Source organism: Pantoea sp. Taur (genome assembly GCF_009830025.1).
Classification (GTDB): Bacteria; Pseudomonadota; Gammaproteobacteria; order Enterobacterales; family Enterobacteriaceae; genus Pantoea; species Pantoea communis.
Genome location: NZ_SZZZ01000002.1, coordinates 336,504 through 352,686, shown reverse-complemented (window position 1 = coordinate 352,686; position 16,183 = coordinate 336,504). Strand labels below are relative to the sequence as shown.

The window sequence follows — 16,183 nt, the reverse complement described above, 5'->3', positions numbered from 1 at the left end:
TCCAGTAAATAAACACCCGGCATAACCGGGTGTTTTCAATCGTTAATGCGGTGTTGGCGCTAATAGGCCGACTTATTTAGCCGCTTTTTTCACTTTGTGGTGCTTTTTAGCAGCCTGAGCTTTCTGTGCAGCTGGTTTGGTTACTTTTTTGTGGTGCTTTTTAGCAGCCTGAGCTTTCTGTGCAGCTGGCTTGGTTGCTTTTTTGTGGTGCTTTTTAGCAGCCTGGGCTTTCTGTGCAGCTGGCTTGGTTGCTTTTTTGTGGTGCTTTTTAGCAGCCTGGGCTTTCTGTGCAGCTGGCTTGGTTGCTTTTTTGTGGTGCTTTTTAGCAGCCTGAGCTTTCTGAGCAGCTGGCGCTTTTTTCGCTACTTTTTTGTGTTTCTTAGCTGCCTGAGCTTTCTGGGCAACTTTCTTATGATGAACTGCTTTGTGCTTAACAGGTGCTGCGGTAGTGGTAGCGGCAGCAGCCGGAGCAGCTGTAGTGGTCTCAGCAGCGAAAGCAACAGAAGACATACCCATAGCAGCGGCGATCACCAGTGCAACTAATTTTTTCATCGCAAAATCCTCGAACTATTTTTTCATGTGTAGCCCACTGCGGGGCCGGTGAAAGAACTATATGAAAAACAATTCGGTCTTTCCGTGAGGCATTGGTATCGGCGTGTAACGGAATGTACAAAGGCGGGTAAAGGAAGCGAAAAGGGGCGGCCGATCGGGCCGCCGCGCAGTTTACTCAGTGAGATAGCGTTGTTCAAGGTGCTGACGGAAATAGTGCGGATTCAGTGTTTCACCCGTGGCATTCACCAACAGTTGCTGCGTCGGGAAGCGGCTGCCGTGCTGCCAGATGTTCTGCTGTAACCAATCAAACACCGGCTGCAACTCCCCGTTACGGATCAGCTCATCCACTTGCGGGATAGCGCGCTTTACCGCCTGGAACAGCTGGGCGGCGTACATGGCACCCAGCGTATATGTTGGGAAGTAACCAAAGGCGCCATCAGTCCAGTGAATGTCTTGCATGCAGCCATCACGGTAGTTGCCACGCGTATCCATCCCCAGAGACTGCTGCATTTTCTCATCCCACAGCGCAGGGATGTCATCAACTTCAATCTCGCCTTCAATCAACGCACGTTCGATTTCGTAACGCAGAATCACATGAGCTGGATAGCTCAGTTCATCGGCATCCACGCGGATAAAGCCCGGCTTCACGCGTTGTGTCTGGCGAACAAAGTTATCCAGCGCTAATGCGGGCTGGTTACCCATCAGGGCGACGACCTGCGGATGAATATGCTGCAGGAACGCCTTGCTGCGGCCCAACTGCATCTCCATAAACAGGCTTTGTGATTCATGCATGGCAGTCGAGCGAGCGTGGGCCACCGGTTGTCCACGCCATTGCTTTGGTAGGTTCTGCTCGTAACGTGCATGACCGGTTTCGTGGATCACGCCCATCATGGCACTGAGGAAGTCGCTCTCATTGTAACGCGTGGTAATGCGCACATCTTCTGGCGCGCCACCACAGAAAGGGTGAGCACTGACATCCAGGCGACCATGATTGAAATCAAAGCCCAGCGTTTTCATCACACTCAAACCGAGCTGCTTCTGCGCTTCAACAGCAAAGGGACCCACCGGCGCCGAGATGGCGGTTTTCTGCTGCTTCTCGACGGCTTTCTGTAGCAGCGCGGGCAGCCAGCTTTTTAATTCGCCAAAGGTATTGTCGAGTTGTGCACTGGTCATGCCCGGTTCGAACACATCCAGTAACGCGTCATAACGAGAGACACCCAGCGCTTCGGCGCGTAACTGGGCTTCCTCACGGCTGAGTTTCACCACTTCTTTCAGGTTAGCCGAGAAGCCTTGCCAGTCGTTGGCGGGGCGCTGTTGGCGCCAGGCATGCTCACAACGCGAACCGGCCAGCGATTTGGCTTCAACCAACGAAGCGGGCAGAATCGTTGCCTGCTGCCACGCACGCTGCATCTCGCCCAGGTTAGCTTGCTCTACATCGTTCAACGATTCCTGCTGGGCGGCATCGAATAAGCCGCCAAGGCGTTTATCGGTCAACAGTTCATGCATAAACACACTGAGTTCCGCCATGGCTTCACCGCGCGCCTGGCTGCCGCCGGGTGGCATAGTGGTTTGCATATCGACACCGGCAATAGCCCCAAGATGGCCAAAGCGTGCCAGGCGCTGGAAAGTTTTGCTAAGTTCCTGATAAGCAGAAGTCACAATTAAAGCTCCTTATGACGGTAAACGGGGCGAAATATCTCGCAAGGGTAGATCAACCGGCCAGCAGAAGCGAACGCTGGCACCACCGAGCGGACTGCTCTCAATAGTGACCTGTCCCTGCAGTGCCTGTGCAATAGAGTGGACAATCGCCAGCCCGAGCCCACAGCCGCCGGTCGCGCGATCGCGACTAGGATCGAGACGAACGAAGGGTTCAAACACGCGTGCGCGCTCTTCAGGTGGAATACCTGGACCATCATCTTCAACCTGTAAATTACCGATGGCGCCGTCAAACCACAGACTGACGCGCAGACGCTGTTGGGCATAACGCAGCGCATTGTTCACCAGATTATCCAGAACGCGCTCCATCAGACGGGTATCGGCAGAGCCCACATTCTCAAGTTGCGGAATATCCAGGGCAATGTGCGCCTGTGGATTCATGGTTTGTACGTCTTCGATATGCACTCGCAGCCACTGCGCCAAATCAAACGATTGAAGGTTGAGATCGACGCGTGGGCGGTCGAGGCGGGCATAGGTTAACAGCTCTTCAATCAGGCTCTCCAACTGGCCGACGTCACGGTTCAACGCAGCCGACTCGGCGTCACTGAGGTTATCGCTCATTTCCAGGCGATAGCGCAGTCGAACCAGCGGTGTCCTTAACTCATGGGCGATGCCATCAATCAGCTGCTTTTTGCTGGCAACCAGCGTATTGATATTGTCCGCCATCTGGTTAAACGCCACGCCGAGGCTGTGCAGACTCGATGTACTTTCAAAATGGGTACGCACATCCAACTCACCGCGACCAAAACGTTGCGCGGCTTTTTCCAGCCGCTGCATCTCCTGCCAGTGCGGACGTAGCCAGATAAACACCGGCAGCGCCAACGACATGCCGATAAACGCCAGCAGCGCGATATCCAGAATGCGCATCTGATGCAGATAAAACAGATAAGGGATCGGGCCGACCGACAGCACATAATGGCTGCGCGGTATGTGCTGCAGGAAAGTGTATTGATCGTCGAGTGCGACGATCTCACCGGCGCGCAGGCGGCGCATATCAGGCTCATCCAGCTGATATTTACTCATCGGTTCGATATGCAACTCAAAAGACAAATCGAGATCGAGATTGCGGATGGTTTTATTCCAGTCACGCGGGGGGATCTCACGCAATTCACTGCGCATTAAAAACAGCGAACTCGCCATCAAATCATTCATTGACTGGCGGCCCGCACGCTCAGCGGTGAACTTGTACACCAAGCCCACCAGCAAAGTCATCACCAGAAAGCAGACGAACAGCAGCAGATAGAACTGGATAAAGAGCTTTCTCATGCGGAGCGGGTATCCCAGGCCTGAGGCGCGAACAGGTAACCTTTATTGCGGATGGTTTTGATGCGGAACGGTTCGGTGGCGCTGTCATACAGCTTTTTGCGCAGACGAGAAATCGCCACATCAATACTGCGATCCATGCCGTCGTAGCTCACCCCTCGCAGAGTTTTCAGCAGCGCATCCCGATTAAGGATCTGGCCCGCATTCGTGGCGAGTTCCCACAGCAGATCAAAGTCGGCGGTGGAGAGGGTGATGTTTTCATCGAACAGCGTCACCTGACGATTGAGTGAATCGATGGTCAGTGAACCAAAACGTAACACCCGCTGTGAACTCTGAATAGCGGGCGCCACTTCAGGCTGAGAACCCTGCGCCTGGCGCAGATGCAGACGCAAGCGTGCCAGCAAAACAGCGGGCGGCGTGGTTTTCAGAATGTAATCGTTGGCGCCCATCTCAAGCGCCAGAATGTGGTTCATGTCACTGTCGAGCGAGGTCAGCAGCACAATCGGCCCTGACCAGTGCGCGCGCAAGTCGCGACATACCGTCATGCCATCTTTGCCCGGCAACATGATATCCAGTAGCACCAGATCGGGATCGGCTTCTAAAATAGTCGCTTCAGCACGGTCACCGCGCGTTTCAACAGTCACTTCAATATCGTGGCGGCCAAGATAAGCGGCGATCAATTCACCGACTTCTGGCTCATCTTCCACATAGACAATTTTGTTCATATTTCACGGTAAGTGATGAGAATGACAGCAGCATAACTTTTCCTGGTCCTGAGCTCTACGCTATCGCACGAAATATCCCTGCCTGACTGGTATAATTACGGTGAAATGTGCCATTATTAGCGGCGCGTTGTAGCGCAAGGTTCGGAACCGTAACGAAAACCAGGAGGAGTGCGAGGGTGTCTGATAAAGAGCTGGCTTCAGCCGGATACAGTGACCGCATCTGCTTCAATTACAGCGATTTTCTCTCTGCTTCCTGCAAAAAACGCTGGAGTTTCGTTGACGCCATTTACGGTGTCATGCCGATTTTTGGCATGGTGACGCGTAAATCTGCACACGGCTTAGCGGCAAGCGACGATCATCTGAAAGAATTAGCATTACAAATCATTTCAACGCAGGTCAGCGACGAGATCAATATCGCGCGACTGATTACTCTCGCGGAACAACAGCACATCAGCCGTTTTGACATCCAACTGCCTTATCCGTTGTCAGAAGATCAGCTGGACGCGATTCATCAGGAATACCGTAAAGCGCTCAATCTGACACAGCAGGATGACCTGCTGTGCGTCTCAATCCCGGTTCAACCTCACTAATTACTGCGTAAGCTGCCACATTGCTGGCAGTGCTGCCGCAATCAGTAATCCAATCGCGATGCGCTCAAGTTGTGACAACACTCTGTTACCACGGCCGCCGCGTCGCGCGTAAAGGAACAGCAGTAATCCCGGCGCATAAAGCACCACAGACAACAGCAGGTGCAGCGGGCCAGAAGCATAAAGCAGCCAGAATCCGTAGGCACTGGCACCCAATCCTACCGCCAATGCCAGCGGATTTTTTTGTCCGCGAACCACTTTAATTAAATACAGCCCCACCAGCAGATACGGCACCAGAATCATCTCTGACGCGATGGTCAGCAGCGTATTGTAATCCGCGCCAGTGACCGCAATCAGGATCAGACAAACCTGCACGCTGCCGTTGGTGAGCCACAACGAAGCGGCTGGCGAATTGTGACGATTCTGCCGCGCAATGCTGCGGGGAAAAGCCCCTTGCTGTGCCGCCAGAAAAGGGACTTCTGCCGCCATAATTGTCCAGCTTAAATACGCGCCACACACGGAAATAATCAGACCCACCGCAATCACCGTATTGCCCCAATGCCCTAACAGATGCTGCATCAAGCCGGCCATGGAGGGATTTCGCATTTGCGCCAACTCTGCACGCGGCACCACGCCCAGTGCAAGCAGGGTCACCAGTAGGTAAACCAGCAGTGCCGCGATAACCGCCAGCATGGTGGCGCGTCCCACATCTTTCTTATGACGTGCCCGCGCGGAGACTACCACGGCGCCTTCCACACCAATGAAGACCCACAAAGTAATCAACATGGTCTGCTTGACTTGCTGCCAGAGTGGCTGGCCCAGCGCGGCGCCGCTGAAGTCAAAGTGGAAGCGATCGTAGTTGAATGCGAGTAAAGCCAACACCACAAACAGCAGCAGCGGTACCAGTTTCCCCAGGGTAGCGAGCAGGTTGATGCTGGCAGCCGTTTGCACACCTCGTAACACCAGCCAGTGCACCAGCCATAAAAGTACCGACGCACCGAGCATCGCTTGCCAGGTATTGCCATCGCCGAATACCACGTGGTCAGGCGAATCGGTGAAGAAACTCAGCGCCGAAAAGACAATCACCAGATAAGAGACGTTGGCGATGACCGCACAGAGCCAGTAACCCCATGCGGAACAAAATCCGACTAACTCACCAAATCCGGCGCGTGCATAGGTAAAAATCCCGCCGTCCAGTTCGGGTTTTAAGCGCGTCAGCAGCAGCATGGCTAGCGCAAGAAACAGGATGCCGACACCGGTGATCATCCAGCCAATCAACAGAGCCGCGGGACCGGCGACGGCAGCCATATTTTGCGGCAGGCTAAATACACCCGCACCGAGCATGGAGCTGAGTACCAGCGCGGTGAGCGCGCTCAGACCTAATTTTTTATCCAAAACACCATTCCTGGACAGCAGAGTATGCTGGGTAGTGACGATTCCGCTGGAGTGTAACGTGGCAATTGGCCGATTTTGAAACGGAATACCCTGAAAACAGGCGAAGGATTTTACGGAGAGCGAAAAGGGAAGGCAATGCGGGATTATGCAGATCTGCGCACAGACTATGCAAACAGATGAGCAGGGCGACGAAAGCCGCCCCGCAAGCGAATTACTTGAACAGATCCGCGGTCACGGTCAGGTTGCCACCGCTTTGGTTAGACCACTGACGCGTGATGTGATAGTACTTCGCACCTTTTTCCACGGCACGTTTGCCCACAGCATCAGAGATCTCTGTTGGCGTACCGAAGTGGTCAGAGAAGGTGATGGTATCAAACGGCTGCATCTGAGCCGCAGTAATCGCATTCACTTCCTGCACGCTACGGCCATCCGCCAGTTTCACCGTATAACGTTCACCGGTGGAGCTTTGCGTTTCAAAGAAACGGCCTACGCTACGACTTGGCGTATCAGAAGAGGCAACGCCAGGGATAGCCACTTTCTTCGCTTCTGCACCGCCCGCGGCTAAAGCGGCTTTACCGGCTTCAGAATCGGCTGGGATGGAATCGGAGACGCTCTGCACTTTGCGCTCTGGTGCATCGGCTTTATAGACATAAGCCGTCACGTACTGGTTGCCGCCGTTGTTGGCATCAACCTGACGCACAATAAAGAAGGAGGCTGCGCCTTTGTCTTTTGCCTGTTTAGCTATCGCTTCATTCACATCAGGCTGGCTGGAGAAAAAGCCATTGACGGAAACGGTATCGAATGGCTCTAAACGATACGCTTCCGCTTTCGGCAATTCTTTCACGCCGTTAAACATACGGTATTTGGTGGTCTCATCCGCTTTTGGCGCATTCGCTTTGTAAAGATCCGCCGTTACGCGCCAGTTGCCGCCGTTGCCGTTGGTATCGTTAATGCCCTGCACATAGAAGGAGTCAGCGCCTTTTTCATCGGCTGCTTTGGAGATGGCATCGGTGGCATCGCCAATAGCATTAAAGCGACCGTTGATATTAATACGTTTGAATGGCTTCAACGCGGCCGCTTGTTCTGGCGTCAACTCTTTGGCGGCAAATGCATTTGCTGCCAACAGTGATAACAAGGTGGTCGCCAGAATGGTGTTCTTCAGCTTCATAAAAATGATCCTTCGCCTTACGCAAAATGAGTACGAAAACGTGCTGGACTCTTGATGTATAACAGATTAGCCGCTGATTATTGCATGTAATAATCAACCTGTCTCAGCCAATTTATGCGCATAAGATTGACAATCTCCGCAAATTATTCATCGACATGTCATTTACCTATGCTATGGCTTTTTTTTGACCGCTTTACCACTTATTCTGGTAACACATAGCATCATAATGGTTAAAGTATTGTTAAATAAAGGTTTTTAAAAACACTAAATTCGACATGACACGATTTTGCGCAGCAGAATATTTTTTATTATGTCGCAAAACTAGTGGCAAAAGGTGGCATTCAATCTTTGCATCTGAATATTAGTGTGAATGTCATAAGTGTGCGTTATCGCTGTGGATCACTTTTCACATTTTCAGTAGGTTATAAAGACTTTGTTACATTGCGCATTTTGCTCATAAAAAGCTGAAACGCTGTTTCAGCCTTATGGGCTTGTGCCACTTACAGAACCTCATCCTTTAATTGTTGAAAGGAAACAGTATGTTAATTGGGATACCCAAAGAGCGGTTAGCCAATGAGTCGCGCGTTGCTGCAACGCCAAAGACCGTTGAGCAACTGATCAAGCTGGGATTCAGCGTCACGGTCGAGCAGGGCGCAGGTATTCGCGCAAGTTTTGACGATGAGAGCTTTATCGCCGCTGGTGCCACTGTCAGCACCACCGAAAGTGTCTGGCAGTCTGACATCGTGTTAAAAGTGAATGCGCCAGACGATCAGGAGATCGAACTGACACGCGCGGGCAGCACTTTAGTTAGCTTTATCTGGCCCGCACAAAATCCGGCACTGCTGGAAAAACTGGCGGCACGTCAGGTTACCGTCATGGCGATGGATTCTGTGCCACGTATTTCTCGTGCCCAGGCACTGGATGCGCTGAGTTCCATGGCGAACATCGCGGGTTACCGTGCGATTGTAGAAGCGGCACACGAATTTGGTCGCTTCTTTACCGGCCAAATCACCGCAGCTGGTAAAGTACCACCCGCCAAAGTGATGATCATCGGTGCGGGCGTGGCGGGTCTGGCGGCAATCGGTGCAGCGGGCAGCCTTGGGGCTATCGTTCGTGCGTTTGATACCCGTCCAGAAGTGAAAGAACAGGTGCAGAGTATGGGCGCCGAGTTCCTTGAGCTGGATTTCGAAGAAGAAGCCGGCAGTGGCGATGGCTATGCCAAAGTGATGTCAGAAGCCTTTATTAAGGCAGAGATGGAGCTGTTTGCCGCGCAGGCGAAAGAAGTCGATATCATCGTCACTACCGCTTTAATCCCGGGCAAACCGGCACCGAAGCTGATTACCGCTGAAATGGTTGCCAGCATGAAGCCAGGTAGCGTGATTGTCGATCTGGCGGCAGCAACCGGCGGTAACTGTGATCTCACGGTAGCTGATCAGGTGACTTTAACCAGCAACGGTGTGAAGATCATTGGTTATACCGATCTGCCTAGCCGTCTGCCAACACAGTCCTCTCAGCTTTACGGTACCAATCTGGTCAACCTGCTGAAACTGCTGTGCAAAGAGAAGAACGGCGAAATCACCGTCGACTTCGAAGACGTTGTGGTACGTGGCGTCACCGTGATTCGTGACGGCGAAGTCACCTGGCCAGCGCCACCGATTCAGGTATCTGCAGCACCGAAAGCAGCGCAGGCGGCCATTGAGCCAAAAGCAAAAGTGGAAGCCAAACCGGTTTCACCGTGGCGCAAATATCTGCTGCTGGCATTGGCTGTGGTGCTGTTTGCCTGCCTCGCTAACGTGGCACCGCCTGAATTCCTCTCCCACTTTACTGTCTTCGCGCTCTCCTGTGTCGTCGGTTACTACGTGGTGTGGAACGTCAGTCACGCTTTGCATACGCCATTGATGTCCGTCACTAACGCCATTTCCGGCATTATTGTGGTGGGTGCGGTGCTGCAGATGGGACACGGCGGGTGGGTGACTTTCCTTGCCTTCGTCGCAGTACTGATTGCCAGCATCAATATCTTCGGTGGATTCACCGTCACCCAGCGCATGCTGAAAATGTTTCGTAAGAATTAAGGGGTAACAACATGTCTGGCGGATTAGTGACTGCAGCATACATTGTTGCCGCAATTCTGTTTATTTTCAGCCTGGCTGGCCTCTCAAAACACGAGACGTCAAAGCAGGGTAACATCTTTGGTGTCAGCGGCATGGCGATTGCGCTGCTGGCGACCATCTTCGGCCCCAACAGCGGCAACGTGGCGTGGATCCTGCTGGCGATGGTGATCGGGGGTGCAATCGGTGTGCGTCTGGCGAAGAAAGTCGAAATGACTGAAATGCCAGAGCTGGTAGCGATTCTGCACAGCTTTGTCGGTTTGGCTGCGGTGCTGGTGGGTTTCAACAGCTACATCGATCATGCACCAGGACTGGCGCCGGTGATGGAAAATATCCATCTGACGGAAGTGTTCCTCGGCATCTTTATCGGCGCGGTGACCTTCACCGGTTCTATCGTGGCGTTTGGTAAATTGCGTGGCAAGATTTCCTCAAAAGCGCTGATGTTGCCGCATCGTCATAAAATGAACCTGGCAGCGCTGGTGGTTTCCTTCTTGCTGATGCTGTGGTTTGTACAGACGAATAGCACCGGTTCACAAGTCGTCGCGCTGTTGTTGATGACGGTGATTGCACTGGTGTTCGGCTGGCATCTGGTGGCGTCGATTGGCGGTGCGGATATGCCGGTTGTGGTGTCGATGCTCAACTCCTACTCCGGTTGGGCGGCAGCGGCTGCGGGCTTTATGCTCAGCAACGACCTGCTGATCGTCACCGGTGCGCTGGTGGGTTCTTCGGGTGCCATCCTGTCCTACATTATGTGTAAGGCGATGAACCGCTCGTTCATTAGCGTGATTGCCGGTGGTTTTGGTACCGATGTGAGTGTCGGTGGCGAGAGCGAAGAAGAGGGGGAACATCGCGAAATCACGGCAGAAGACACGGCGGAATTGCTGAAAGGCTCAACGTCAGTGATCATCACCCCCGGCTACGGCATGGCAGTGGCGCAGGCACAGTACCCGGTGGCGGAAATTACCGAAAAACTGCGTGCGCGTGGCATCAAAGTGCGCTTCGGCATCCACCCGGTTGCTGGCCGTTTGCCTGGCCACATGAACGTGTTACTGGCGGAAGCCAAAGTGCCATATGACGTGGTGCTGGAAATGGACGAGATTAACGATGATTTCAGCGATACCGATACCGTGCTGGTGATCGGTGCCAATGACACCGTTAACCCGGCGGCACAGGAAGATCCGCGCAGCCCAATCGCTGGTATGCCCGTACTGGAAGTGTGGAAAGCGCAGAACGTTATCGTGTTTAAACGTTCAATGAATACCGGTTACGCCGGGGTGCAGAACCCGCTGTTCTTCAAAGACAACACGCAAATGTTGTTTGGTGATGCAAAGGCGAGTGTAGAAGGTATCCTGCGCGCGCTGTAATCTGTAGTGCGATTAAAAAGGCGACCATCTGGTCGCCTTTGTTGTTTTAATCGTCTTCGTCTTCTTCATCGTCATAATCAATCGGCGATTTGAAATCGTCCGGTTTGATTGCCAGCAAATCACAACGGAGATGATCAATAACCTGCTCAGCGGTATTCCCCAGGAACGCGGCCGAAAGGCCAGTGCGGCCGATGGTGCCGAGTACCACAATTCCCGCCTCCAGATGAGAGGCGATATCCGGTATCACTTCCTCCGGCAAGCCTTTTGCCACATGCGTAAACTCTTCGCCGATGGAGAATTTCTGGCGTAGCGCTTTCATCGCCACCAGATGTTGTCCGCGAATCGCATCGTTATACACGCTGGGGTCAAAGTCGGGGAGTTCAATGGCGATATTGATTGGCGTGATGGGATAAGCACCGACAAGGTGCACTTCTGTGTGATTGACCATATCGGCCAGCAGCACTGTTTCACGAATCAGCTTTTGGTTTAATTCATCGTGATGGGGCTCTTCACTGGCCAGATTGACCGCCACAACGGCTCTGCCACCTTCCGGCCACGGCTGATCTTTCACCATCCACACCGGGCAGGGGCATTTGCGTAGCAGATGCCAGTCTGTCGGGGTAAAAATCACTGCTTCCAGGCGATCGTGCTGATGGGCCATTTTCAACACCAGGTCGTGCTGGTGCGCCATCACTTCCTGAATGATCGCTTCATAAGGGCGGTTATGCCACACCACTTTAATTTCAATATCAACACCGGCCTCAAGATAGGCGTGGGCCTGTTGACGAATCCATTCAGTACGCTGACTGATCACACCTTTACGCATGTTGGATCGCTCATCAGGCGACAACAAGGTGGTCATTTCATAGGAGAAGTCGTAGATAGGCAGGAAAGCTTTGATTTTTCCGCCGATACGTTGATTCAGATACACCGCACGACGCAGCGCGGGTTGATCGTCCTGTTGGGCGTCAATCGCCACCAGAATATTTTGGTACCGGGACATAAGGCAATCTCCTCAAACCAAAGCAAGTTGGATTAAAGATAGCCTAAGTTGGCGCAGGGCAGAAGGGGAAAAGTTGTTGCCGGATCAATAAACTAACATTTATCGACCCGGCATAGAATCACGCAGCTTGTTCAGTCTGACCCGCCAGTTCTGCCAGCAACGCATGGTTCTCGATAGTGATATATTTGCCTTTAACGGCCAGCATGCCACTTTTCTGGAAGCGGCCCAGCAGACGGCTAATGGTTTCTACGGTTAGTCCCAGGTAGTTACCAATGTCACCACGCGTCATGGTCAGGCGGAATTCGCGTTGTGAGAAGCCACGTTGACCAAAGCGGCGTGACAAATTCCAGACAAAGGCCGCCAGACGCTCTTCCGCGTTTTTCTTGGAGAGCAGCAGGATCATATCCTGATCGCCTTTAATCTCACCGCTCATCAGACGCATCATCTGCTGGCGCAGTGCCGGCATTTTACCGGAGAGATCGTCGAGAGTTTCGAAAGGAATTTCACACACCATCGCTGTTTCCAGCGCCTGAGCAAAACTCGGGTGGTGCGCGCCGACAATCGCATCAAAGCCCACTAAGTCCCCTGCCAGATGGAAGCCGGTAATCTGCTCGTCACCCTGTTCAGTAATGGTATAACTTTTGATGGTGCCGGAGCGGATAGCGTAAAGCGATTTCAGTTCATCACCGGCTTTGAACAACGTCTGACCTTTCTGAATCGGCTTTTTGCGCTCAATGATATTGTCCAGCTGATCCAGCTCATGCTCGTTCAGTGTGAAAGGGATACACAACTGGCTGATACTGCAATCCTGACAGTGAATGGCACAACCGCCAGACTGAATACGTCGAATGCTGCGTTTTTCCGGGATCATATAGGTACGCTCGATGATTATTGACTGCCGTCAATTTTAACATTTTTACGCGTTAAGGGAACTCATCCGAGCAGTAATTCCCCTTAAACCCCCACTAACGTAGGGTATACCTGAGTTTGCGCAAGGTTTGCCTGACATTATTTTTTGACCTGGAACGTTTTGTTGCCATATTTACATCTGGTCACAACTTGTCTCAGCGCAAAAAGTGACAGATGTGATGCCAAAAATCCTTTGCTACTATTTTGTTTTTGAGCGGCAACTTGCGCTCAGCAAACCACCAGGCGTGAGAAAACACCATGAACCTAGACGATGAAGACCTTTTCCGGGATGCCATGGGCGATGTGACGCCACTGAAAGATTGTGCCAATACCCAATGGTTGCGTTCCCCTTCGACCAAAGCGCCGCGCCCGACGCAAGCCAATGACGAACAGGAAAATTTCCTCACGCGGGGCTTTCTCGACATCATCCCGCTGACGACTCCGCTGGAATACAAAACAGAAGGGATTCAACAAGGTGTGTTGGATAAGTTGCGGCTGGGGAAATATTCCCTGGACGCCAGCCTGAACCTGCTGCGTCAGCCGATAGAAACCTGTCGAAAGTCATTGTTCAGTTTCATGCTGCAGGCACGCAAGCAGGGGCTACGCAATCTGCTGATTATCCACGGTAAAGGCCGTGATGATGAAGCCCATGCCAATATCGTACGCAGTTATCTGGCACGCTGGCTGACGCAGTTTGACGAGGTGCAAAGCTTTTGCGTGGCGCAGCCCCAGCACGGAGGTGCCGGGGCATTGTATGTCAGTTTAAGAAAAACGGATCAGGCGCGGCTGGATAATCGTGAGCGCCACGCCAAACGCAGTCGCTAATCAGGTGTGAAATTTGCGAATGGTCGCCAGCAACACTTCGGCACTCAGGCTGAGATGACTGCCGCTGCGGGTGATAATCCCCACCGGCTCTCCCGGCCCAGGGGAGTTAATCGGCAGTGCAATAACGGCATTGTGGCTAAGGTCTTCCTTGATGGCGCCTGAGGGGACAAACCACACATAGTCATAACGCAGGGCCAACTGACGCGCCAGCGAAGTGGATGAGGTTTCAACACAATTAGCGGGAAGCGCACAACCTTGCTCGTCCAGCATATGTTGAGCGATACGACGCGGGGCGGTGCCCTCCGGCGATATCACCACCGGCCACTGCATCGCGCGCGATAACGTGACGTTGTCACTGAGGAGCGGGTGTTCCGGACGTACCACCAGTTTAAGCGACTCAAGGAATAGCAATTCATAACTCAGACCCGCCATCATTTCACTGTCGGCCATGCGCCCAATGCCAATATCAAACTCACCCGCGCGCAACCCGGCCAGCAGAACATTATTATGTAATGTCGCCACTTGTACCGTGGTGTTCGGTTGTTGCTCGTGAAAGCGATCGAGAATCTGTGGCAGCATACCCATTGCCGCTGTGGTGAGCGCGCCGAGGCGAATCACGACCGGTCGGCCGGGTTGTGGGGCGTTAAAGCTTTGGCCTGCATGGTTAAGCGCATCCAGCACTTTTACCGCATGGACAAGAAATTGCTCGCCGAGCGTCGTTAACTGGGCACCGAGACGACCACGTTCAAACAGACGCGCGCCAGCCAGATCTTCCAGCTCATTCAGGGTTTTTGAGAGCGCAGGCTGGCTGAGATTGAGTGTCTCTGCCGCGCGCCCCAGCGTGCCTTGCTGCGCGACCGCAACAAAGGTGTGTAAATGGCGCAAGCGAATGCGCTGATTGAAAAGGGAATTTTTGTCCATAGCCTCAAACATAATGACTTTTACCTGATGGCGGCAATGGGAAAACTGGAATTATGTTAACTTCACTGCAAAATTATATTAACAAAAACCCTGATATTGCTAACCTGATGTTTTAAATCGAATTAGTGAAAGTCAGCGCCAATGCAAAATTATCACCTATTGCAATATCAATCGCTTAATCTCGCATAATTTGAATAATTCTCACTTACACCTAAAAATCCTGCCCGTTATTGTTAACGATGAGCTATCATTAGCGCCGTTTTTTTTACCAAAACTGATGATTAAACGATGAATGTGCAGGAGTTGATCCGTGACCACCGTTGAAGCCGTAGATGTTCGCCAGCTGATTAATCAGAGTGCGCTTAGCCGTTGGCAAAAACGCCTGATTGCGCTGTGCTTCATCGTTGTTGCGCTGGATGGCATGGACATCGCGCTGATGGGCTTTATCGCTCCTACATTGAAAGCCAGTTGGGGCGTCACTAATCATCAGCTTGGCATGGTGATCAGCGCTGCGCTGATTGGCCTGGCCTTAGGTGCCATGGTGGCAGGGCCATTGGCCGATCGCTACGGGCGGCGTGTGATGATACTGCTCAGCGTGGGTTTTTTTGGCTTGTGGACGCTGGCCACCGCCATGGCGCAAAACATCGATCAAATGATGTTATTCCGTTTTCTCACCGGGCTTGGCCTCGGTGCAGCCATGCCAAACGTTGGAACGCTGGTAGCAGAGTATGCACCAGAGCGTCGACGTTCATTCATTATCACCGTGGTGTTCTGCGGTTTCACCTTTGGTGCCGCATCGGGCGGATTTGCAGCTTCCTGGCTGTTGCCTCGCTATGACTGGCACTCCGTGATGTTGATGGGTGGCGTCTTGCCGCTGATTGTTTTGCCTTTCCTGCTGCGCGGCTTACCGGAATCCGTGCGCTTCCTGATTAGCCGTCGCGCACCTGCTGCACGTATACATGCCATATTGGATCGCATGCTGCCTGGCGTGGTTGAGCCGAACAGCCATTACCAGTCCACTGAACAGGTTGTCGTGCGGCGTGGCGCAGTGGCGACGGTGGTTTCCCGGCGATATCTCTTCGGCAGCCTGATGTTATGGGGCGGCTACTTTATGGGGCTGTTCCTCGTCTATCTGATTGGCAGCTGGATGCCCTCGCTGATCAACACGCTGGGAATGTCGGTGACGGAAGCGGCTATCGTCACGGCGATGTACCAGGCGGGCGGCACGGTAGGTTCGCTGTTTGCGGGCTGGCTGATGGATCGCATTAATGCCAATATCGCGCTGGCGGTGATCTACTTCTGTGGCGGCATTGCGATTGTCGCGCTCGGCTTCTCCCCGGCGGAAGTGGGATTAATGAGTGCCATCGCCTTCTTTAGCGGCTTCTGCTTTAACGGCGCCAATACCGGCATGAATGCGCTGTCCGCCAGCTATTACCCTACGCACGCGCGTGCGACCGGTTCCAGCTGGATGCACGGTGTGGGTCGTGTCGGTGCAATTATGAGTGCTTTTGTCGGCGCAGAGCTTCTTTCGCTCGGGTGGTCGTTCAGCCAAATCTTCCTGTTGCTGGCGATTCCAGCGGTGCTCACCACGATCATGCTGGCCCTGAAATGTCGCTTTGGTGACCCGTCAGACCGGGCTGAGTGACA

The 16,183-nt window shown here is 53.0% G+C and carries 14 protein-coding genes; 5 read left to right on the top strand and 9 right to left on the bottom strand.

Features of this window, described 5'->3' with window-relative positions:
• Positions 1–72: 72 nt before the first annotated feature.
• From asr to rstA, 4 genes are all read right to left on the bottom strand, one after another.
• The gene (gene asr, locus FD744_RS03985) at positions 73–552 is read right to left on the bottom strand and encodes an acid resistance repetitive basic protein Asr (protein ID WP_160867390.1); all 480 of its coding nucleotides are present in this window, start codon (positions 550–552) and stop codon (positions 73–75) included.
• Between the two features lie 171 nt (positions 553–723).
• The gene (locus FD744_RS03980; protein WP_160867389.1) at positions 724–2,211 is read right to left on the bottom strand and encodes a carboxypeptidase M32; all 1,488 of its coding nucleotides are present in this window, start codon (positions 2,209–2,211) and stop codon (positions 724–726) included.
• 12 nt (positions 2,212–2,223) lie between these two features.
• Complete coding sequence (gene rstB / locus FD744_RS03975; RefSeq protein WP_058962094.1) at positions 2,224–3,534, bottom strand: two-component system sensor histidine kinase RstB; 1,311 nt, start codon at positions 3,532–3,534, stop codon at positions 2,224–2,226.
• Positions 3,531–4,256, bottom strand: a complete 726-nt coding sequence (gene rstA / locus FD744_RS03970; RefSeq protein WP_160867388.1) for a two-component system response regulator RstA — start codon at positions 4,254–4,256, stop codon at positions 3,531–3,533. The genes rstB and rstA overlap by 4 nt, the downstream gene beginning before the upstream one ends.
• A 176-nt stretch (positions 4,257–4,432) precedes the next feature.
• Between rstA and FD744_RS03965 the strand changes: the two genes are divergently transcribed.
• Positions 4,433–4,846 (top strand): hypothetical protein, encoded by a 414-nt coding sequence (locus FD744_RS03965; protein ID WP_038646835.1) that lies wholly within the window; start codon positions 4,433–4,435, stop codon positions 4,844–4,846.
• On the opposite strand, the gene FD744_RS03960 is transcribed toward FD744_RS03965, so the two are convergent.
• Both FD744_RS03960 and ydgH read right to left on the bottom strand, forming a co-directional pair.
• On the bottom strand, positions 4,847–6,238 hold the full coding sequence (locus FD744_RS03960) for a basic amino acid/polyamine antiporter (protein ID WP_160867387.1): 1,392 nt from the start codon (positions 6,236–6,238) through the stop codon (positions 4,847–4,849).
• A gap of 211 nt (positions 6,239–6,449) precedes the next feature.
• Positions 6,450–7,406, bottom strand: coding sequence for a DUF1471 family protein YdgH (gene ydgH / locus FD744_RS03955; RefSeq protein WP_160867386.1), 957 nt, complete (start codon positions 7,404–7,406; stop codon positions 6,450–6,452).
• Between the two features lie 539 nt (positions 7,407–7,945).
• On the opposite strand from ydgH, the gene pntA reads away from it, so the two are divergent.
• A complete protein-coding gene (gene pntA / locus FD744_RS03950) occupies positions 7,946–9,478 on the top strand; it encodes a Re/Si-specific NAD(P)(+) transhydrogenase subunit alpha (RefSeq protein ID WP_034830919.1) in 1,533 nt (510 codons plus the stop codon).
• Positions 9,479–9,489: 11 nt separating this feature from the next.
• Positions 9,490–10,878: a Re/Si-specific NAD(P)(+) transhydrogenase subunit beta gene (gene pntB / locus FD744_RS03945; RefSeq protein WP_034830917.1), complete on the top strand. Its 1,389-nt coding sequence runs from the start codon at positions 9,490–9,492 to the stop codon at positions 10,876–10,878.
• A gap of 46 nt (positions 10,879–10,924) precedes the next feature.
• Here the strand turns inward: pntB and uspE are convergent, their stop codons facing one another.
• Both uspE and FD744_RS03935 read right to left on the bottom strand, forming a co-directional pair.
• Complete coding sequence (gene uspE, locus FD744_RS03940) at positions 10,925–11,881, bottom strand: universal stress protein UspE (RefSeq protein ID WP_034830915.1); 957 nt, start codon at positions 11,879–11,881, stop codon at positions 10,925–10,927.
• 118 nt (positions 11,882–11,999) lie between these two features.
• Positions 12,000–12,752: an FNR family transcription factor gene (locus FD744_RS03935; RefSeq protein ID WP_034830913.1), complete on the bottom strand. Its 753-nt coding sequence runs from the start codon at positions 12,750–12,752 to the stop codon at positions 12,000–12,002.
• A 296-nt stretch (positions 12,753–13,048) separates the two neighbouring features.
• Here FD744_RS03935 and smrA point away from each other — a divergent pair, with 296 nt between their 5' ends.
• Positions 13,049–13,615 carry a DNA endonuclease SmrA gene (smrA, locus tag FD744_RS03930; protein WP_034830911.1) on the top strand — a complete coding sequence of 189 codons (567 nt, stop codon included), beginning with the start codon at positions 13,049–13,051 and terminating at the stop codon, positions 13,613–13,615.
• On the opposite strand, the gene FD744_RS03925 is transcribed toward smrA, so the two are convergent.
• Entirely contained in the window at positions 13,616–14,536 is a 921-nt protein-coding gene (locus FD744_RS03925; protein ID WP_160867385.1) for a LysR substrate-binding domain-containing protein, read from the bottom strand.
• Between the two features lie 310 nt (positions 14,537–14,846).
• Here FD744_RS03925 and FD744_RS03920 point away from each other — a divergent pair, with 310 nt between their 5' ends.
• The gene (locus FD744_RS03920; RefSeq protein ID WP_160867384.1) at positions 14,847–16,181 is read left to right on the top strand and encodes an aromatic acid/H+ symport family MFS transporter; all 1,335 of its coding nucleotides are present in this window, start codon (positions 14,847–14,849) and stop codon (positions 16,179–16,181) included.
• The last annotated feature ends 2 nt before the right edge of the window (positions 16,182–16,183 follow it).